Annotated in this window: 19 protein-coding genes; 6 read left to right on the top strand and 13 right to left on the bottom strand. The window is 64.7% G+C overall.

What is annotated here, in order from left to right; translation table 11 throughout:
• Positions 1 to 52 precede the first annotated feature (52 nt).
• Positions 53 to 457: a carboxymuconolactone decarboxylase family protein gene (locus AKN83_RS25340; protein ID WP_050405023.1), complete on the bottom strand. Its 405-nt coding sequence runs from the start codon at positions 455 to 457 to the stop codon at positions 53 to 55.
• A 330-nt stretch (positions 458 to 787) separates the two neighbouring features.
• Between AKN83_RS25340 and AKN83_RS25335 the strand changes: the two genes are divergently transcribed.
• Complete coding sequence (locus tag AKN83_RS25335) at positions 788 to 2,269, top strand: aldehyde dehydrogenase (protein ID WP_050405037.1); 1,482 nt, start codon at positions 788 to 790, stop codon at positions 2,267 to 2,269.
• Between the two features lie 29 nt (positions 2,270 to 2,298).
• Here the strand turns inward: AKN83_RS25335 and AKN83_RS25330 are convergent, their stop codons facing one another.
• From AKN83_RS25330 to AKN83_RS25315, 4 genes are all read right to left on the bottom strand, one after another.
• Positions 2,299 to 2,919, bottom strand: coding sequence for a c-type cytochrome (locus AKN83_RS25330; RefSeq protein ID WP_244522084.1), 621 nt, complete (start codon positions 2,917 to 2,919; stop codon positions 2,299 to 2,301).
• Positions 2,916 to 3,452, bottom strand: coding sequence for a c-type cytochrome (locus tag AKN83_RS25325; protein ID WP_244522083.1), 537 nt, complete (start codon positions 3,450 to 3,452; stop codon positions 2,916 to 2,918). Before AKN83_RS25325 ends, AKN83_RS25330 begins: the two co-directional genes overlap by 4 nt.
• Before the next feature lie 112 nt (positions 3,453 to 3,564).
• Positions 3,565 to 4,368: an outer membrane protein gene (locus AKN83_RS25320; RefSeq protein WP_050405024.1), complete on the bottom strand. Its 804-nt coding sequence runs from the start codon at positions 4,366 to 4,368 to the stop codon at positions 3,565 to 3,567.
• A gap of 21 nt (positions 4,369 to 4,389) precedes the next feature.
• On the bottom strand, positions 4,390 to 5,889 hold the full coding sequence (locus tag AKN83_RS25315) for a cytochrome C (RefSeq protein ID WP_244522082.1): 1,500 nt from the start codon (positions 5,887 to 5,889) through the stop codon (positions 4,390 to 4,392).
• A gap of 233 nt (positions 5,890 to 6,122) precedes the next feature.
• Between AKN83_RS25315 and AKN83_RS25310 the strand changes: the two genes are divergently transcribed.
• Positions 6,123 to 6,869 (top strand): c-type cytochrome, encoded by a 747-nt coding sequence (locus AKN83_RS25310; protein ID WP_244522081.1) that lies wholly within the window; start codon positions 6,123 to 6,125, stop codon positions 6,867 to 6,869.
• On the opposite strand, the gene AKN83_RS25305 is transcribed toward AKN83_RS25310, so the two are convergent.
• The 5 genes from AKN83_RS25305 to ftsE all read right to left on the bottom strand — a co-directional run bounded on the left by AKN83_RS25305 (position 6,853) and on the right by ftsE (position 10,983).
• The gene (locus tag AKN83_RS25305) at positions 6,853 to 7,377 is read right to left on the bottom strand and encodes a MarR family winged helix-turn-helix transcriptional regulator (RefSeq protein ID WP_157113546.1); all 525 of its coding nucleotides are present in this window, start codon (positions 7,375 to 7,377) and stop codon (positions 6,853 to 6,855) included. The genes AKN83_RS25310 and AKN83_RS25305 overlap by 17 nt on opposite strands.
• Positions 7,378 to 7,717: 340 nt before the next feature.
• Positions 7,718 to 8,479 carry a lysophospholipid acyltransferase family protein gene (locus tag AKN83_RS25300; protein ID WP_050405027.1) on the bottom strand — a complete coding sequence of 254 codons (762 nt, stop codon included), beginning with the start codon at positions 8,477 to 8,479 and terminating at the stop codon, positions 7,718 to 7,720.
• 1 nt (position 8,480) lies between these two features.
• Positions 8,481 to 9,200, bottom strand: a complete 720-nt coding sequence (locus AKN83_RS25295; RefSeq protein WP_050405028.1) for a YdcF family protein — start codon at positions 9,198 to 9,200, stop codon at positions 8,481 to 8,483.
• A gap of 159 nt (positions 9,201 to 9,359) precedes the next feature.
• Positions 9,360 to 10,331 (bottom strand): cell division protein FtsX, encoded by a 972-nt coding sequence (locus AKN83_RS25290; protein ID WP_063695513.1) that lies wholly within the window; start codon positions 10,329 to 10,331, stop codon positions 9,360 to 9,362.
• Positions 10,324 to 10,983 carry a cell division ATP-binding protein FtsE gene (ftsE, locus tag AKN83_RS25285; RefSeq protein ID WP_063695512.1) on the bottom strand — a complete coding sequence of 220 codons (660 nt, stop codon included), beginning with the start codon at positions 10,981 to 10,983 and terminating at the stop codon, positions 10,324 to 10,326. The genes AKN83_RS25290 and ftsE overlap by 8 nt, the downstream gene beginning before the upstream one ends.
• Positions 10,984 to 11,155: 172 nt before the next feature.
• On the opposite strand from ftsE, the gene AKN83_RS25280 reads away from it, so the two are divergent.
• Together AKN83_RS25280 and AKN83_RS25275 are read left to right on the top strand one after the other, a co-directional pair.
• Positions 11,156 to 12,016, top strand: coding sequence for an MJ0042-type zinc finger domain-containing protein (locus AKN83_RS25280; protein WP_050403445.1), 861 nt, complete (start codon positions 11,156 to 11,158; stop codon positions 12,014 to 12,016).
• A gap of 38 nt (positions 12,017 to 12,054) precedes the next feature.
• Positions 12,055 to 12,432: a response regulator gene (locus AKN83_RS25275; RefSeq protein WP_029079732.1), complete on the top strand. Its 378-nt coding sequence runs from the start codon at positions 12,055 to 12,057 to the stop codon at positions 12,430 to 12,432.
• Between the two features lie 146 nt (positions 12,433 to 12,578).
• Here AKN83_RS25275 and AKN83_RS25270 read toward each other — a convergent pair whose 3' ends face one another.
• Positions 12,579 to 15,188 carry a TIGR02302 family protein gene (locus AKN83_RS25270; RefSeq protein WP_050403444.1) on the bottom strand — a complete coding sequence of 870 codons (2,610 nt, stop codon included), beginning with the start codon at positions 15,186 to 15,188 and terminating at the stop codon, positions 12,579 to 12,581.
• A gap of 186 nt (positions 15,189 to 15,374) precedes the next feature.
• Here AKN83_RS25270 and AKN83_RS25265 point away from each other — a divergent pair, with 186 nt between their 5' ends.
• Together AKN83_RS25265 and AKN83_RS25260 are read left to right on the top strand one after the other, a co-directional pair.
• Complete coding sequence (locus tag AKN83_RS25265) at positions 15,375 to 15,758, top strand: carboxymuconolactone decarboxylase family protein (RefSeq protein WP_018268955.1); 384 nt, start codon at positions 15,375 to 15,377, stop codon at positions 15,756 to 15,758.
• Positions 15,759 to 15,860: 102 nt separating this feature from the next.
• Positions 15,861 to 16,772: an NAD(P)-dependent oxidoreductase gene (locus AKN83_RS25260; protein WP_050403443.1), complete on the top strand. Its 912-nt coding sequence runs from the start codon at positions 15,861 to 15,863 to the stop codon at positions 16,770 to 16,772.
• Positions 16,773 to 16,866: 94 nt separating this feature from the next.
• On the opposite strand, the gene lysA is transcribed toward AKN83_RS25260, so the two are convergent.
• Together lysA and lptM are read right to left on the bottom strand one after the other, a co-directional pair.
• Positions 16,867 to 18,132, bottom strand: coding sequence for a diaminopimelate decarboxylase (lysA, locus tag AKN83_RS25255; RefSeq protein WP_050403442.1), 1,266 nt, complete (start codon positions 18,130 to 18,132; stop codon positions 16,867 to 16,869).
• 96 nt (positions 18,133 to 18,228) lie between these two features.
• Positions 18,229 to 18,498 (bottom strand): LPS translocon maturation chaperone LptM, encoded by a 270-nt coding sequence (gene lptM / locus AKN83_RS25250; RefSeq protein ID WP_050403441.1) that lies wholly within the window; start codon positions 18,496 to 18,498, stop codon positions 18,229 to 18,231.
• Between the last annotated feature and the right edge of the window lie 26 nt (positions 18,499 to 18,524).

Below are 18,524 nucleotides of genomic sequence, written 5' to 3'. Positions count from 1 at the left end.
TCCGCCAAGGGCCGATGGGGTCATGAGCAGATGCAGCGAATTGACGCCAAGGCTATTTCGGTGCGGACAGTCTATCAACTTCCTGTTGGAATTTCTGCATGTCGTAACCCGAGCCTTGCAGCATCGTGCTGTTGAAACGAACCAGCGCCGCGGTTGCAATGGCCTCCTTGATTTGCGCATCGGTCGCGCCAGCGCCTTTTGCCAATTTGGTGTGGCCGTAAACGCAATAGACACAGGGAATCTGTGCTGCCACGCCGAGGGCAATGAGTTGCTTGGTCTTCGCGTCCAAAGCTCCGTTGGGGTTCATCACGGCCAGCTGTTCGTCCCAATGCGGCTTCAGTACCTGGTCCGGAAATGTCCGTTTGAAATAATCAGGGGCCTCCTGAGCGCTGACGCCTGGTCCCGTTGCCAAGGCCAACAGCAGTGCCAAACCAGCATTCGCCAGTAAAGTTCTCATGACTGATCTCCCTTAAGGGGACGCCGACAAAAGATCAGCGCGTAACCATGGTCTCCTGCAATGAAAGTCGACGCATCGCCTCGCTGTGGCTCGAAGCCACACCGGCGGCTTGCGGCGCCCCTGATTACAGCAGGGAAATGCGACCGGCGAAATATGCTCGATGGTCTATTTTGCGCAGCAGCAATTGGGAGTCGCCAATGTCTCCTGCAGGTCACAAGAGGACATCTCGGCGACCGCCTGTCAGCCTTACCTCCGGCTGCGTTATGTCGGCGTCGCGCAATGCGTGATACCGTTTCGCCAGGCAGAACCGTCGCCTTGCGGGAGGATGTCATGAAGACCTATCAGCTCTACATCAACGGCCAGTATGTCGACCCTGCCAATGGCGAGTGGTTCGACAGCATCGATCCCTATCGCGGCGAGGCCTGGGCCAAGATCCCGCGCGGCACCGCGGCCGACGCCGACAAGGCGGTAAAGGCCGCCAATGAAGCGATGTGGCGCGGACCGTGGGCGAAGATGACGGCGTCCGCCCGCGGCAAGGTGATGCGCAAGCTCGGCGACCTCGTCGCGGCCAATGCGGAGCGTCTCGCCGAGATCGAGGTGCGCGACAACGGCAAGCTGATGGCCGAGATGCTGGGCCAGCTGCGCTACCATCCGGAATGGTGGTGGTATTTCGGCGGCCTCGTCGACAAGCTCGAGGGCGGCCTGGTGCCGATCGACAAGGCCGATACCTTCGCCTACACGACGCATGAGCCGGTCGGCGTCGTCGCGGCGCTGACCGCGTGGAATTCGCCGCTGCTGTTCGTCGCCTGGAAATGCGCCGCGGCGCTCGCCGCAGGCTGCGCCGTGGTCGTCAAGCCCTCGGAATTCACCTCGGCCAGCACGCTGGAATTCGCCGCGCTCACGAGAGAGGCCGGAATCCCCGACGGCATCTTCAACGTGGTGACCGGCTTCGGGCCCGAGGCGGGCTCCGCATTGATCTCGCATCCCGGCGTCGCGAAAATCACCTTCACCGGATCGGACACGACCGGCGCAAAGGTCTACGAGGCCGCGGCCAAGAGCCTCAAACGCGTCTCGCTCGAGCTCGGCGGCAAGTCGCCGAACATCGTGTTCGAGGATGCGGACCTCACGGCGGCTGCGGCCGGCGCGATCTCCGGCATCTTCGCCGCCACCGGCCAGACCTGCATCGCCGGTTCGCGCCTGCTGGTGCAGAGCTCGATCAAGGAGAAGTTCGTCGCGCGCGTGCTGGAGCTGGCGAAATCCGCCAAGATCGGCGATCCCATGCAGGCCGACACCAATGTCGGCCCGATCACGACGCCCGCGCAGTACAAGAAGGTGCTCGACTACATCGATATCGCGAAGGCCGAGGGCGCGCGCTGCCTGCTCGGCGGCAAGCCGGCATCCGGCGACCGCATCAGGGGCGGCCAGTTCGTCGAGCCGACCATCTTCACCGACGTCGACAACACCATGCGGATCGCGCGCGAGGAGGTGTTCGGGCCGGTGCTGTCGATCATCTCCTTCGACACCGAGGAGGACGCCATCCGCATCGCCAACGACACGATCTACGGCCTTGCCGCTGGGATCTGGACCAAGGATCTCGCGCGCGCCATCCGCGTGCCGAAGCAGCTCCGCGCCGGCACGGTGTGGGTCAATACCTACCGCGCCATCAGCTACATGATGCCGTTCGGCGGCATGAAGTTCTCCGGCGTCGGCCGCGAGAGCGGCATCGACGCGGTGCGCGAATATCAGGAGACCAAGAGCGTCTGGATCTCGACCGCGACCGACGTGCCCGCGAACCCATTCGTGATGCGGTGAGAGTCTGCCGGCAGGCGGCGGACGATCAGCTACTTGATGAAGCTGAGGTAGGACGCCAACGCCTCGATTTCGGCGGATGCCAGCGGGCGGGCAACGAGAGGCATCGGCGATCCCGGGACGGAGTGGTAGCCTTGGGCCCATTGCTCCAACCGAGCTTTCAGATAGAAGCGTGAGAGTCCACCGAGGCGGGGGATATCCCGGATGCCCTCGGCATTCGGACCGTGGCAAGCGTAGCAGGCCGCTATATTCGCATCCGGAATTCCTTCCATGTAGATTGTGCGGCCCGTCGCGGCGAGGTTCCTGTTGCCGTCGTTGGCGGGCCTCGGCGGGATCGTCGCAAAATAGGCGGCAAGATCGCGAGCGGCTTGCGGTCCGAGGACGGCTGTCGCGCTCCACATATACTGCCTCGAGAGCGGATTATCGCGGAAGCGCTCGTGAAAGCTCTTCAGTTGTGTTTCAAGATAGGCCGGCCGCTGACCGGCGAGCCGCGGCGCGATCGCATATCCCTGTGCCGATGTGCCGTGACACCAGGTGCAATTCTGAACCGACACGGTCGGCTCGCCGGCCACGGCAGTGGCCATCGGGGCGGTCAACGCCGAGAGTACCATCAGCAGCGCGGCCGTGCAGGCGGAACGCGTGATGATGCTCATGGCAGCGTGCTCACATAGGCGGCGACGGCTTCGATCTGCGATCTCGACATGTTGTGCGCGGTCGGCGCCATGACAGCGGAGGTGTCAACTGACGTTCCCTGTCCTCGCACTCTCGACCAGCCGGTCAGCTGGCCGACCGTATATTCGTAAAGCTGCCCGGCAAGCCGCGGGATCTCGTTCTGACCGCGTCCGTCGCTGCCATGACAGGCAGAACAGGCCGGCACGTTGGCTTCGGGCAGTCCTTCGTCGAAGATTCGTTTACCCGCAGCGAGCGAACGCGACGGCGCGCCCCCGATCGGCCTCGGATCGAGATGTCGGAAATGCGACGCTAGGGCCGCGACCATCGACGGGCTCAGCGCATGCGCGACATTGGCCATGATCGGATTGACGCGCCGGCGTTCGACGAAGGCGCGCAGCTGGCTCTGGAGGTATTCTTGTTGTTGACCTGCCAGCCGCGGCATCGGGAAGTAGCCGCGGTAGCCTTGGCCCGACAGGCCATGACAGGTTTTGCAGTAGTCGAGCTTCGCCTGCACCTCGTCCGCCCGGCTTGCGGCCGAGAGGCCGGCCGACAATGATACGGCAAGGATCGCCGCTCGTATTGTCAAACAAGAGCCCAAGCTGCTCATGGTCCGCATTCGACTCGATCTATTGCCAATTCCAAACATGGAAGTTCACGCCAAGCTTCACCGTCTGCAGGGTCGTCTTGATGCTCAGTGGGCCAACCCCGTTGTTGACGTCGTTCATCAACGCGGTATGGGTGCCGAAATCGTAATAGTCGTACTCGAGCCGCGCCGACCAATCGTCGCTGAACGCCCATTCGACGCCGGCACCCACGGTCCATCCGAAGCGGTCACCCAGCCCCTCGAAGTCGAACGGGATCGCGGGCGCGACAGCACCAGCTGCGGTGAAGTTTCCTGTGAGGCTGTACTTGCTGTTTGCCCACGCGACGCCGCCCTTCGCATAGAACAGCCAGTGATCGGCGGCATAACCGACCCTGCCGGTCACCGTCGGAATGAAATCGGTCTTGATCGTCAGGAGTGCCGTGTCGGGCGCGCTGTCGGGAAGAGCGAGCAGCCGCTCGCCCTTCATCGTTGAACCGGAAGCCGCGCCCTCGATGCCGATCACGAAATTCGAGGGGGTCTGGTAGTCGCACCCGAGTTGACCGCCGATAATAGCGCCGCGCTGGTCGAGGCCGACGGTGGCAGGGCCACCGGTGGTAAAACCCGGTCCGCCCAGATTGACGTTGTCCTGCACCAGCAACACCGGATCGGTAACGGTGTTGCTCATCCAGGACCCGCCGCCGTGCATGCCGATATAGCAGCTCGTCCAAGTGAACCTTTGCACGAACGTCGCCTTGACCGGCATCTGGGTCGGCAGATCAGCGGCGAATGCCGGCGCGGCGGAGATGAGGGCCAGCCCTGCAATTCCGAACAAGGAAAATTTGCTCATGCGTAGATCTCCGTTGCACCGCTACATCGCAAACCATGCGTGAAGGAAGACAGTGTTGTTGTCCTGGGCGCCAAGCGTGGTGCCGTTGAATTTGTTGTAGTAGACGTATTGCAGGCCGATCTTGGCGTTGAACCACGGCCAGCCCGGCGCTTTACCCATTCCAAACGGAATGTAGTCGAGCTCCGCCATCCAGCCGCTGCTGTTCGGACTATTGTTCGCGAAGCCACCGCCAACCGAATAGAGATTGGCGTCAGGCGTGCCCCAGATCTTGAAATACTGACCGGTCAGCGCGAAGCGATTGTCGCCGCCGAATGTGACCTCGCCGGTGAGACGAAGCGAGTTGAGCAGATTGCTCGGGTTGGCGGACGCGCCCGTCGGAAAGCTCGCGTTGAGCTGCTGGAATTCGCGCAGATAGTTGGCGCGAAGCGTGACCCAGTAGTTGGAGCCCTGGTACTGATACTGCGAGTCGAAGCCGACGTCGGTGAACCTGTCCGCGATGCCGAGTACGCCGGTCGTTCCCTGCACGAAGGTCGAATCGATCCACGGGTTGACATTGAAGACCATGCCATAGGTGCCGATCATGAACGTGTGCGGCCCCCAGTGCGGTTCGAGCGCCACGCGCCAATAGGGCGCCACGCCGCTGAACAGGCCCGGCGCGCCGAACGGATCCACGCCCAGCGAGTTCTGCTGCCCGAAGCGAAGCGTCTGGTAGCCGGTTGCCTCGAGATAAAGCATGTCGTTGATCATCGTATAACCGCCGACACCCACGGCATGCGCCGCAAAGGCACCCTCGATTATCGTCCTGGCGCCGGGCGTCGAACCAAGGTTCGAGACAGCGTAGGGAAACGTCCAGGCCGGCGTCGTATTCCAGAGGTCCTGAACAGTCGGATTATTGTTGGCCGTGATTCCGTAGATGATATCGAGCGGCCCGATCCTGGTCGTGCTCGCAAAACGTACGTCGGTGTTGTCCCAGGTCCAGGTGTGCAGGAATTTGTCCGCCGGGGCGCCGCTCAGTCCGGACACCGGACCTGGCGCGTTGTAGGTGACTTGAGCGAACGCGCCGATGTTGCTGGTGACCGCGCCGCCCCAGAAGCCGCTGAACGGCGTCAGGACCGTGTTGTCGTTGGGTCGATAGGGATCGGTCGGCGCAGGGATATCGGCTTGCGCGTGGGTGAAGCCCGCAATTGCCATCATGGAGATCGGAGGCACCCAGCCCCGCTCGCCGCTCGATGTGGCGGACTGCGCAGCACCACCGCCGTCGGTGCGGTTGGCGTAGTCGCGTAGCGCCGCATAAGCTTGTTGCGGTCCGTTGTTATTGCCGAACGGCGTCGTCTTGTAGAGACCGCCGCCGGTCGTGTAGCCGAGAAGCTTGAAGCGGCGGCCAAACGGCGTCAGCCCCGGGAAGCTCGTATGACAGGTGCCGCAAGGCTGCCCGGTCTGCCGCGCGAAGCTCGGCAATGCGCTTGCCGGCGCCGCCCCGCCGATCATCACGAGCAGAACGACGGCGGCACAAATAGCCATGACGGCGGCAATGCCGCCTCTGCTCCACACTCGATCGGAACGTCTATGCTCCATCGCGGTTCATTCCGTCTTGCGGCGCAACTTTTTTCAGAGGAGAGAGCGACGCGCCGCGGACGAGATAATGCAATGGTCGCGCTAGCTGTGAAGCCACTTCATCGCAGGCGACTGCGTTTCCATACGACGCGCGCCATTTCGGCAACGAGCGTTGCATCTGCAACGCCACGGAATGTTGCATGTACAACGAGATTGCATGCGCTGTGATTTGTAAATTTGAAGTGGACCGATGCGCGCGGCACAGCGTAGCTTGCGCGTGCATCTATGGGGACACGTCAATGAACTTGCGATTGAACCGGCATGCTGCTCTCGCCACTGTCCTTGCGCTCGCCTCCACATCCATCGGTGCATATGGCGCCGCGGCAGAAAACATTTCCGCGCAGGCTCTCAAGGCAAAGACGGATTACTGCAAGACCTGTCACGGGCTCGACGGGCAAGGCTTTCGTGGATCGGCCCCCATGCCACGGCTAGCGGGCCAGCAGCCGGAATATCTCGCAAGCCAATTGCAGGCATTCATCGACCGCAGGCGGACCAATCCCGTGATGAACAACGTCGCACACGTGCTCGACCCTGAAATGGTCAAGGCGCTCGCGGCCTATTTCAAAGACCTCAATCCGAAACCGCTCGGAGGCGGAGCCAAATCGCCATCGTCCGACGGTAAGAAGATCTACGAGGAAGGCGTGCCGAGCGCCAACATTCCACCCTGCGCGTCCTGTCACGGCACGGACGGCAAGGGCGCCGACGCGTTTCCGCGCCTTGCCGGTCAGCTTCCCGACTATGTCCAGCGCAAGCTGGCCAATTGGGACAAGGAGCGTGGCCAGAAGAAGGATCAGCCCGACAACTCATCGATTATGCAGCCGATAGCGCACGATCTGACCGAAGCCCAAGTGAAGGCCGTCGCCGCCTATGTCAGTCAGCTGAACTGACCAGCGCCGAGGATGGCGGCTCGGAAGATCCCTCGATCGGATGCGTGATGCGGTCTGCGATGCTGATCAGCGCCATCGTACCATCGTTGCCGAGCAGCGCCTTGGCCTCGTCTTGTGCCGCCAGCCATGCCGACTGGGCGCTGAGCAGCAAATCCTTTCCTGCGTTGGTCAACGCGATCGGTCTGCTGCGGCCGTCGGCGTTGTCGCGCACTTCTTCGACCCACCCTTCGCAAAGGATCAATTTCAGATTTCGGGTGAGCGTCGAGCGCTCGAGATGCTGCAGGCGAGCGATCTCGGCGCGGGTGATGGAGCCGGCTTGATCGATCATCGAAAGAAGGACGAATTGTGCCGAGCTGATGCCGAACGGCCGAAGCGGCTTGTCGAAGAGTTCCGTGACGGACCTGGATACGTAGCGGGCTCTCATGAAGAGGCTGTCACCCATCCGCGTGATCACGCCATTGTTCAGAGCTGACTTACCCCCGACTTTTCGCATCAGCGCCTCCGCCAAGGTTCTATCTGAAACCTGCGTCGGTTCGCCGCGGTGGTGATTGCGATAGATCAAAAATGATCGGCTCTCGCCCGGAGTTACGGGCGCGACTCACTCGCAACTGTGGAGGGTGACATCGGGGAATGCCCATGACCTGTGATGCAAACTGACTGGAGCGCCGCGAACGTCATGTTCGATCGGCCCTATTCCGCGGTGAGCTGCACTCGCGCGATGTAAAGACTGCAACGTCGGCATCGGCTCGTTCTCAGGCCGGTCGCCCCCGAATGACGGCTCGATCGGTGACCGGTCCGAGGCGCTTCGCAACCGTCCCGCTACTACCGAGCGTCGTCGAGCACGCGCCCTACCCTTTCGCCGAACTCGGCACGCCGCCGAACAATTTCGCCTGCTCGGCGCGGCCGGCGTCGACGATGCGGGTGGTGGCGGTTTCGATCTGATCGCGCAGGCGGGTCATAAACTCGTCGCGCGGCAGGCCCGGCGGCAACGGATCGAGGAATTCGACCACCAACGTGCCGGGATAGCGCATGAATGTGCGGCGCGGCCAGAACAGCCCCGAATTGAGCGCGATCGGCAGGCACGGCACGCCGCTCTCGGCATAGATCTGCGCGACGCCGGCCTTGTAGTTCGGCGCGGCGCCGGGCGCGGTGCGGGTGCCTTCGGGAAAGATCACGAGCTGCCGGCCGAGCTTCACCTCGGCGGCCGCACGCTTCAGCGTCTTGATCAGCGACCGCGGGCCGCCGCCGCGCTCGACCGAGATCATGCCGACCTTCTTCAGGTACCAGCCGAACACCGGGATCATCATCAGCTCGCGCTTGAGGATGAACAGCGGATGCTCGAAGAAGCGCACCAGCGCGAACGTCTCCCAGAACGACTGGTGCTTGGAGGCGACGACCAGCGGCCCTGCGGGAATCTTCTCGACGCCGCGGAACTCGATCCGGATGTTGCAGATCACGCGCATCAGGAACAGGCTGGTGCTGGCCCACGCGGCCTCGATCGCCATCAGCGCGCCGCGCGGCAACAGCAGCGCCGGCAGCGCGACGATGCAGAGCAGCACCAGCACCAGATAGAACAGCACGTTGAAGATCAGCGAGCGCAGGAAAATCATTTCAGTCCTTGTTCGCCTGCGCCGTTGCCGGGCGGCGCGGCGCAGCTGCCGGCTGCTCGGCGAGATCGGAGGTCAGGTCGAGGCCGATATCGGCCAGCCGCACCCGCATCTCCGCAGCGACATATTTGGCGTATTCCGATAGCAAGAGACGGAACGTTCCGCCACTCGTCCACCATGGCTCGTCGCGCCATTTGTCGCCGACGACGGCGAACGGGATCAGCGTGATATCCGGCATCGCATGTGACAGTTCCACGATCGCCCGCGGCATGTGGTAGTTCGAGGTCACCACGATCAGCGACTTGAAGCCGCGCTCGTGCGCCCAGCGCCGCGTCTCCGCCGCATTGCTGCGGGTGTTGACCGCCGAGCGGTCGAGATCGACGCAGCACCGCATCAGCCCCTGGCTGTCCGGCACCGAGCGCGAAATGTCATTGGCGTCGTTGGTCGGATGCACGCCGGAGATCAAGAGGCGCTTGCCGTAACCCGCAGCCAGCAGTTCCATGGCGTCGGACACCCGCGACGAGCCGCCGGTCAGCACCACGATGCCGTCGGCATTGTGCGGCGGATCGGTCTCCACACCGCGCAATTGCGACAGGAAGCCGATGAAGCCGACCGCGGCGGCAACGAAGGCAAGCGCCAGCGGCACGACGATGACGACGCGCAGCCAGCCGCGCGCCTGCGCGGCATGGCCTTTCGGCGACGTATCGTCGGGCTGCAAACTCATGTGATGCTGATATCCTTCCCCCCGGGGATTTTAGAGCATGATCCGGAAAAGTGGAAACCGGTTTTGCCCGGCAAGGGCCGCACGTCTGCGAGCGAAATCACACTCCGGCGACGCCCCGCGATCACGATACCGCCCCCATGATTGCGACGCCGCGGGCCGTCAGTCGATGTCGTCGAGCGTGGCAAACAGGGTGCGCCGCGACGCCCACGCGGTGATCGCCGCGATCAGCACCGCCTGCAACGCCAGGACGAGGTAACCCGACGGACGCAGCGAGAACGTGCCGAGCAGGGCCGCGAACTGGTCGCCGACCGGCGTGCCGGAGAACCAGTTGGCGATCGATTCCGAAAAGCCGAACGCCAGCATCGCCGCGCCGCCGCCGATCAGTCCGCCCTCGAGGCCGAGCCTGAGGAAATGCCGCAGGAAGCGGTTGGCGATGAAGCTGTCGCCGGCGCCGACGAAATGCAGCACCTCGACGATTGGACGGTTGGCAGCCATCGCGCCGCGGGTCGCGAACGACACCGAGATGATGGTGGCGATGATCACGAGGATCAGGATGCCGACGCCGGCAAACACCGTGGCGCCCGTCATCGAGCGCATGCGCTCGATCCAGGCGCGATGATCGTCGACGCTGGCGGTCGGCGCCGCCTGCGTCACCCGCGCGCGCAAGCCGGCGAGATCGAGCGTGGTGCCGGGCTGCACCCGCGCCACGATCACGCGCGGCACCGGCAGTTCGTCGATCGAGAGTCCGCTGCCGAGCCACGGCTCCAGCAGCTTGGCGGATTCCTCCTTGCTGAACGGACGAACCTCGAGAATGCCGGGCTGCGCCCGCATCGCCTCCACCGCGGCCTGCGCGTCGCGGTCGAGGTCGCGGCCCGGCGAGGGGCGCACCTGGATGGTGATCTCGCTCGACACTTCGGATTGCCATTCGGCCGCCGACGCGCTGACCAGCAGCACGGTGCCTGTCGTCAGCGAGGCGAGGAAGGTCATGATCGCGACCACCGCGACCAGCGCGCGGCCGGAGATCGAGGCGCGCGGCACGATCGGCGACATGTTGCGCGCCGTGGCCGGGACCTGCGGACGCTCGCGCCCGAGATCGACCAACGACACTTTCTCGTCGCCGCTCCTATTCATAGATGTGCAGCCGTCCCTGATGCAGCACCAGCCGCCGCGCCTCGTATTGATCCATCAATGTAATGTCGTGGGTTGCGATGATGACCGCGGTGCCGGACTTGTTGAGCTCGATGAACAGCCGCAGCAGGCGGCGCCCAAGCGTCGGATCGACGCTGCCGGTCGGCTCGTCCGCCAGCAGCAATTGCGGCCGCGAGATCACCGCGCGCGCTATCGCCGCGCGCTGTTTCTCGCCGCCCGACAGGATCGGCGGCAGCGCATCCATCCGCTCGCCGAGGCCGACCCATTTCAGGAGGTCGATCACCTCGCGGCGATAGGTCGATTCCTCGCGGCCCATCACGCGGAACGGCAGCGCGACGTTCTCATAGGTCGTCATGTGGTCGAGCAGGCGAAAATCCTGCAGCACGATGCCGATCCGCTTGCGCAGGTCGGCGACCTGATCCTTGCCCAGCAGGGAGACGTCCTTGCCGAACAAATTGACCAGCCCCCGGGTCGGCCGCAGCGACAGGAACAACAGCCGCAGCAGCGAGGTCTTGCCCGCGCCGGACGGCCCGGTGAGGAACTGGAACGAATGCGCCGGGATCATGAAAGAGAGGTCGCGCAAAATCTCCGGGCCGAGCCCGTAGCGCAGACCGACATTTTCGAACCGAACCAATGCGCTAGCTCCGTTCGAGAGGGCCTGTGGCCCAATACCCAACAAAGACGACCCGAACATCCGCCGAGCGGCCGCAAACCGCACAGAACGCTTGTGCGTCGGTTATGGTTTCCGATTCGTTAACGGTCGCTCGGTAGCATCCGGGCATACCACACGGTGGAGATTCGGCTCCATGCATATCGTTTGCCCGCATTGTACAACATCCTACGCCATCAATCCGGCCACCCTGGGCGAGGCCGGCCGCACGGTCCGTTGTTCCCGCTGCCGCGAGGTCTGGCTGGCTCGACCGGAGGACGCGATCGGGGCGACTGCCCCTACACTGGCCTATGAGCCCGCGGGCTCCAATCTCGCCGACGAATGGGAGGCGATGGGCCGCGAGGAGGCTGACACGACCCCGGTGGTCGAAAGCCCCTCGATTTCAGCCGATTTGCCCGCCGACGGGGACGCCGCCACGGAATGGCCGGCGGTGGCCGAAGCGGATGCCGCGGCCCATGCCGACACCCGGGATGCCAGAAAGCGCCGCTTCCGCCTGCCGCGGTTTCCTCGCCTCTTCCGCTTGCCGTCGCTCCCCCGTATTCCGTTCATGCCCGTGATTGGTGCCCTGCCGACCACCTGCGCGGCGATGGGCGCGCTGATCATCGCGCTGTTCGTCTGGCGCAATGACGTGGTGCGGCTGCTGCCGCAGACCGCGCTGTTCTACAAAATGGTCGGGCTCGACGTGAATTTGCGCGGCCTCGCCTTCAAGGACCTCAAGATCACCAACGAGACCGTCGACGGCAAGCCGGTGCTGGTGATCGAAGGCATGATCGTCGGCCAGACCAGGAAGCCGGTCGAATTGCCGCGGCTGCGCTTCTCGGTCCGTGACGCCCAGGGCGCCGAGATCTATGCCTGGAATGCGGTGCTGGAGCAGCCGGTGCTCAATCCCGGCGAGCGCGCTTTCTTCAAGTCGCGCCTCGCCTCGCCGCCGCCCGAAGGCCGCAATATCGACGTACGCTTCTTCAACAAGCGTGATCTCACCGGCGGCCGCGCGTGAGGCTGCCGGCCAACACTTTCGGGAACTGACCAATCGCCATGACGCGTGTTCTGATCGCCGACGACGAAGACTCGATGCGCTCGCTGGTAGCGCGCGCCATCGCCATGGACGGCCACGAGACCGTGACCGCGCAGGACGGCGCCGAGGCACTGGAGATGCTGACGCGCGACGAGGGCGCGTTCGACCTGTTGCTCACCGACATCCAGATGCCCGTCATGGACGGCATCGCGCTGGCGCTGACCGCGGCGCGCGATTTTCCCGAATTGAAAATCCTGCTGATGACCGGCTTCGCCCATCAGCGCGAGCGCGCTTCGGGCCTCGAGGCGATCGTGCATGACGTGGTGACCAAACCGTTCTCGGTCGCCGATATCCGCACCGCGGTGGCGGACGCGCTTGCGGCGAGGAAGGCGAGTTAGCAACCGCTCCCCGCACACCACTGTCATGCCCCGCGAAAGCGGGGCGTCCAGTACGCCGCGGCCTCTCGATTCGATCGCTGGCGTCTCTGGAATACTCGATCGCTCGGTCATCGAGCCGGGCGATGACAGTGGAATGTGTTGCGGGCTCAGTAATCCTTCAGCAACCGCTCGATGTAGTCGAGCTCGAGCTGCGGGCGTGACGGATCGGCGAGGCGGCGGCGCAGCTCTTCGAGGATGCGGCGGACGCGCTGAACGTCGATTTCGCCGGGGATCTTCACCGTGTAGTCGTCGCCGAATTCGCGGCCATGCAACGGACGGCCGAGCGGATCGGTCTGGTTGCCGCCGCTCTGCTGGCGGCCGGCGCGGTTGCCGGGGCCATCGCCCTGCTGGTCGCCATCGCCCTGCTGCATCGCGTCGGCGAGGCTCTGCGCGCCCTTGCGCAGCGCATCGAGCGCGCGACCCTGCGAATCCACCGCGCCGTCGGCATTGCCCTCGCCGAGCCGCCCGGAGGCATCGCCCATTGCGGAATCGGCCTGGTCGAGCCCGTCACCGTCGTCGCCCTGGTCGCCCTGATCGCCGCCTTGCTCGCCCTGCTGCGCCTGATCGCCCTTCTGACCTTGCCCCTTCTGGCCCTTCTGGCCGCGCTGCTCCGGACCCATGCCGCGCTTGGCGAGCTCTTCCTGTAGCTTCTTGAGACGATCGCGCAGCGCCTGCTGATCCTGCTGCAGGTCGCCCATCGACTGGTCGCCCTGCTTGCCGCGCATCCGGTCGCGGCGGGAATCCTGGCCCTGCTTGAAGGTCTTGTCGCGCAACTGCTGCTGCTTGCGGATCATGTCGCCGAGTTCGTTGAGCGACTGCTGCATGTCGTCGTCGCCCTGATTGGGCTGCGCCATCTGCAGGTTTTCCAGCATCTGCTGCATCTGCTCCAGCAACTGGCGCGCCGCATCCTTGTCGCCGGAGCGCGACAGCCGCTCCATGCGGTCGAGCATGTTCTTGAGGTCCTGCTGGCTCAGGACCTTGGCATTGGGATCGAGCGGGCGTGCGAGCTGCTGCGGATTGTTGCGGAACTGCTCGACCATCTGGCGCAGGAAATTGTCCAGTGCCGCACGCAGATTGTCGGTGAGCTTCTTGATCTCCTCGTCGGTCGCGCCGCGTTCCAGCGCCTGCTTGAGCGCCTCCTGCGCCGCGCGCAGCGCCTTGTCGACGTCGCTGATATTGCCGTCCTCGATGGTGACGGCGAGCGCCCACATGCTGGCGACGACCTCGCGCAGCTGGTCGTCGGTGCGCGCCGCCTCAAGCTGGCGGGCCACGGTGTGAAGGCCTAGATAATAGCCGGTTTCCGGCATGAACATTTCCGGCGCGATCATCAGCGCGTCGAGCGCGGCGTAGACCTGGCCGTTCTGGTTGGCATCGAGCGCCAGGATGCGGCGCTGCTCGATCAGCGCGCGCGCCAGCGGCTTGGTGAACAGCCGCTCGGGCAGCCGCATATTGAACGGCTCGCTCTTGCCCTCATTGCCGGCTTCGTCCTTTGCGGACAGCGTCAGCGTCACGTCGGCGCCGGCGTAAGGATCCTCGCTGAGATCCTTGACGGTCTGGCCGACGCCGTTGCGGGTGCGCGCATTCGGCAGCACCAGCGGAAATTGCGGCGGCTCGAACAGCGGGCGCGGCTGCGCGGCCTTGCCGTCGGCATCTTTCGGCGCATCGGCCGGCCGCGCTGCGAACTGCGCGCGCGCTTCGGTGACGCCGTAATCGTCCTCGAGCCTGTAGGACATCTGCAAGGCGCCGCGCGCCTGCCGCTCCGGATCCTTGGCGAGTGCAATCGACGGCGGACGGTCCGGCGTCGCGGTGAACTTCCACTGCGGCTGGCCGGCCGGCGCGCGGACATGCGCGGTGCCGTCGCCGGAAATCTTGAAATGCCGCTCGTTGGTGCCCTTGGGCGCCTGCCCCTCCGGCGCAACCTCGGCGACGCCGCCACCGACCACGACGTCGATGGTGCCGCCGCTGGAGCGTACCAGCAGCGTGCTGCCCGAGGGAACCGCGAGCGGGGTGGTATCGGCCGCGTTGGCATCCTTGTTGGCGTTGGACAGGATGATCGGCGGCTTGCCGGTATAGTTCGGCGGCGTCACCCAGGCGTCGACCCGGATATTGGCCGGCGCCATGATGCCATTCCAGTCGAACGCGGAGGCGACCCGCAGGCCGCGCTCGTCGCCGGCGGCGACATAGGTCGCGACCAGCATCACGATGACCAGCGCGCGCAGCGCCCAGGGATCGTGCAGCGACACCCGCGGCCGCGGCAGCCCGGCGCGGATCCGCTTGAGCGAGGCCAGCGTGCGCTCGCGCTGCGCCTGCCACAGCGCCAGCGCGAACGGATCCCTGTTGGTGAGCGTGTCGGAGAGCGTGGTCGCGGGGCGATGGCGGATACCTGCGCCGCGGTCGAGCCGGCTCAACCCCTCCTCGCGGCTCGGCCAGCGGAAGCGCAGCAACGGCAACAGCGCCGCGAGCGCGGCTATGCCGAACAGGGCAGCGCCGGCCACGCGTGCGGCAAACGGCAGCGCCAGCCACAGCCCGGCCCAGGACGCGACCAGGAACAGACCCACGACCGTCAGGAACCGCGCCAGATGCGGCCAGGCCCGTTCCCAAGCAATCGCGAACTTTGCCCGCTGCAGAGCCTCGGTCAGTTTCAACCGCGCGATCGCATCGCTGTCGCGCGCGGCGCTTGACGGGTTGTCAGACGGGTCGATGTTGGCTCCGCTCAATAAAATCTCCGGGGTAGCCGGCAGGTCAGCCTAGCACAGCGGCGGCTTTGAGGCACCCGTTCCGGGGCGTAACCCACACCGGGAATTACGCATAACACGAAGGCGTGACTGCGGCGGTTCGACCCCGTAACTTCCCGGCCCGAACCCGAACCTTGACGCCTAAGCCTTAACGCATGAGGAAACGACATGGACCAGAAGACGCACGACAAGGGGCTCGAAATCCGCAAGGCGGTGCTCGGCGAGGCCTATGTCAACAATGCACTGAAGAATTCGGATAGCTTCAACAAGCCGTTCCAGGAACTGGTCACCGAATATTGCTGGGGCGCGGTCTGGGGCCGCGAAGAGCTGCCGCGCAAGACGCGCAGCATGCTCAACCTCGCCATGATCTCGATCTTGAACCGGCCGCACGAGCTGAAGGCGCACATCAAGGGCGCGCTGACCAACGGCGTGTCGCGCGACGAGATCCGCGAGATCTTCATGCAGGTCTCGATCTATGCCGGCATCCCGGCCGGCGTCGACAGCTTCCGCATCGCGCGTGAAGTGTTCGCCGAGCTCGACAATAAGGCGTGAGCGAACTCCACTCGCTGTCGTCCCGGCCAAACGAGGCGCGAGCCGGGACGACGTCGAGTGCGAGGCGGACACCGCACATAACGACGTAGAGGAAACAACACCATGGAAATCGGATTTATCGGCCTCGGGAAGATGGGCTTCCCGATGGCGCGCCGGCTGATCGAGGCTGGCCACAAGCTCACCGTATTCGATACGAGCAAGGATGCGCGCGATCGGCTGGTTGCGCTCGGCGCCACTGCGGCAACGTCGCCCAAGGATATCGCCGACCGCGTCGAGACCGTGATGGCGAGCCTGCCGTCGCTGCAGGCCTCGCTCGAGGTCGCGACCGGCACAGGCGGTGTGATAGAGGGCACGCGCGTCAAACGCTTCATCGATCTCTCCACGGTCGGCTCGCAGATGGCCGTGAAGATCCACGATCTCCTCGCCAAGAAGAACATCGTGCAGATCGACAGCCCGGTCTCGGGTGGCGTGTCGGGCGCCGAGAAGGGCACGCTGGCGGTGATGGTGTCGGGCCCGCGCGCCGATTTCGAGTTAGTGAAAGGCGCGCTCGACGTCATCGGCAAGGTGTTCTTCATCGGCACCAAGCCAGGCTCCGGCCAGACCATGAAGCTCGCCAACAACTTCCTGTCGGCGACCGCGATGGTCGCGACCTCGGAAGCGGTGGTGATGGGCGTCAAGTCCGGGCTCGATCCGGCCGTGATGATCGACGTCATCAATGCGGGCTCGGGGCTGAACACCGCGAGCCGCGACAAGTTTCCGCGTTCGGTCTTGCCGCGCAGCTTCGACTTCGGCTTCGCCACCGGTTTGATGGTGAAGGACGTGCGCCTCGCCGTCGAGGAGATGCGTTCGCTCGGGCTGTCGATGGAAGTTGCCGAAGCGGTCGGCCGGCTCTGGGAAGTCATCATCCGGGAGGAAGGACCGGAGTCGGATTTCACGGCGGCGATCAAGCCGATTGAGAAGGCCGCGGGCGTGATCGTCGGCGGTAGTGGAAAAGGCAGTCACGCCGCGAAGTAACGCCTGCGTAGGTGAGTAGGGCGCAGCGAAACCCGTCAATTGCGTCCGCGGAGCGAGATGATGGGCTTCGCTGCGCCCTACCCACCCTACAAGATCACAGCCACGGCGCGGGCTTGTCCATCGCGATCAGCGCGTCGACGTCGATGCGCGGGCGGACCACGGCGTATTGGTCGTCCTTGACCAGCACTTCCGGCACCAGTGGCCGCGTGTTGTAAGTGCCGGCCTGCACCGCGCCATAGGCGCCGGCGGTCATGATCGCCAGGAGATCGCCGGCCTTCGGCTGCGGCAGCGCACGGTCGAGCGCGAGATAGTCGCCGGTCTCGCAGACCGGGCCGACCACGTCGGCGACCATGATCGGGGTATCAGGTGCAGGCTGACGCACGGCTAAGATGTCGTGATGCGCCTCATACAGCGTCGGCCGGATCAGGTCGTTCATCGCGGCGTCGATGATCACGAAGTTCTTTGCATCGCCCGGCTTCACATGGATGACGCGGCTAACGAGGATGCCGGCATTGCCGACGATCAGGCGGCCCGGCTCGAACATCAGCGTGCAGCCGAGATTGTGCGTGACGCGCTTGACCATCGCAGCATAGGTCGCGGGCAGCGGCGGCGCGGCACGATCCAGATGATAGGGAATGCCGAGGCCGCCGCCGAAATCGACGTGCGAGATATCGTGGCCGTCGGCGCGCAGCGTCTGCACGAATTCGGCGAGCAGGCGGAACGCCGCCTCCAGCGGGCCGAGATCGGTGATCTGGCTGCCGATATGCACGTCGGTGCCGGTGACCTTGATGCCCGGCAGCTTCGCCGCGCGGGCATAGACCTCGCGGGCGCGCGCGATCGGAATGCCGAACTTGTTCTCCGACTTGCCGGTCGAGATCTTGGCGTGGGTGCCGGCATCGACGTCGGGATTGACCCGCACCGAGATGCGCGCGGTCGTCTTCATCTCGACGGCGAGGCGCGAGAGCATCTCGAGCTCCGGCTCGGACTCGATGTTGATGCAGAGGATGTCGGCGGTGAGCGCGGCGCGCAGCTCGGCCTCGGTCTTGCCGACACCGGAGAACAGGATCTTCGAGGGCGGGATGCCGGCCGCGAGCGCCCGCTTCAACTCACCGCCGGACACGACGTCGGCGCCGGCGCCGAGCTTGGCCAGCGTGCGCAGCACCGACTGGTTGGAGTTGGCCTTCATCGCGTAGCAGACCAGCGTCTTCTCGCCGGCAAAGGCCTCGGTGAAGACGCGGTAGTGGCGCTCCAGCGTCGCGGTCGAATAGCAATAGAACGGCGTGCCGACGGCCTCCGCCAGCTCGATGAGATTGACCGCCTCGGCATGCAGCACGCCGTTGCGATAGTCGAAATGGTTCATGACAGGCTTGATTGTTTGAGCATGATCTCCGCGCAAACGCTTCGCGTTTGTCGCAGGGAAAACCGGTTTCCACTTTTCCGGATCATGCTCCAGATACTAGTTGCCGAGCAGCGGATCGAGCACGAACGACCGTTTATTGCCTTTCGACGCCGCCGGCGCGGCATCCGAGCCATAGGTCGGATTAAACACGCTCGGCTGAGCCGCGCGCTCACTCTCGGTGTCGCCCGGAGTTGTGGCCGGCGCGGCGTTCGCGGTCGGCGGCAGGTCGAGCGGTCCCTTGCGGCCGCAGCCGCCAAGCGCAAGCGCAGCAGCGCTCAGCACAATAATGGCCCATCCCGAGGGGGTCAGGCGGTTCTTGCTAATCACGACGAATTCCCCAATTCGGGCGGCAC

It is taken from the genome of Bradyrhizobium embrapense (assembly GCF_001189235.2).
Classification (GTDB): domain Bacteria; phylum Pseudomonadota; class Alphaproteobacteria; order Rhizobiales; family Xanthobacteraceae; genus Bradyrhizobium; species Bradyrhizobium embrapense.
The sequence above is the reverse complement of the archived record's forward strand: the minus strand, read 5'-3'. Positions and strand labels throughout refer to the sequence as shown.

Bases quoted from the DNA above. Each gene is read 5' to 3' on its own strand.
- AKN83_RS25260 (WP_050403443.1), top strand. From the start codon at position 15,861: ATGGAAATCGGATTTATCGGCCTCGGGAAGATGGGCTTCCCGATGGCG.
- AKN83_RS25315 (WP_244522082.1), bottom strand. From the start codon at position 5,889: ATGGCTATTTGTGCCGCCGTCGTTCTGCTCGTGATGATCGGCGGGGCG.
- AKN83_RS25265 (WP_018268955.1), top strand. From the start codon at position 15,375: ATGGACCAGAAGACGCACGACAAGGGGCTCGAAATCCGCAAGGCGGTG.
- AKN83_RS25310 (WP_244522081.1), top strand. From the start codon at position 6,123: ATGTACAACGAGATTGCATGCGCTGTGATTTGTAAATTTGAAGTGGAC.
- lysA (WP_050403442.1), bottom strand. From the start codon at position 18,132: ATGAACCATTTCGACTATCGCAACGGCGTGCTGCATGCCGAGGCGGTC.
- AKN83_RS25335 (WP_050405037.1), top strand. From the start codon at position 788: ATGAAGACCTATCAGCTCTACATCAACGGCCAGTATGTCGACCCTGCC.
- AKN83_RS25330 (WP_244522084.1), bottom strand. From the start codon at position 2,919: ATGAGCATCATCACGCGTTCCGCCTGCACGGCCGCGCTGCTGATGGTA.
- AKN83_RS25320 (WP_050405024.1), bottom strand. From the start codon at position 4,368: ATGAGCAAATTTTCCTTGTTCGGAATTGCAGGGCTGGCCCTCATCTCC.
- AKN83_RS25340 (WP_050405023.1), bottom strand. From the start codon at position 457: ATGAGAACTTTACTGGCGAATGCTGGTTTGGCACTGCTGTTGGCCTTG.
- AKN83_RS25280 (WP_050403445.1), top strand. From the start codon at position 11,156: ATGCATATCGTTTGCCCGCATTGTACAACATCCTACGCCATCAATCCG.
- AKN83_RS25300 (WP_050405027.1), bottom strand. From the start codon at position 8,479: ATGATTTTCCTGCGCTCGCTGATCTTCAACGTGCTGTTCTATCTGGTG.
- AKN83_RS25290 (WP_063695513.1), bottom strand. From the start codon at position 10,331: ATGAATAGGAGCGGCGACGAGAAAGTGTCGTTGGTCGATCTCGGGCGC.
- AKN83_RS25275 (WP_029079732.1), top strand. From the start codon at position 12,055: ATGACGCGTGTTCTGATCGCCGACGACGAAGACTCGATGCGCTCGCTG.
- AKN83_RS25295 (WP_050405028.1), bottom strand. From the start codon at position 9,200: ATGAGTTTGCAGCCCGACGATACGTCGCCGAAAGGCCATGCCGCGCAG.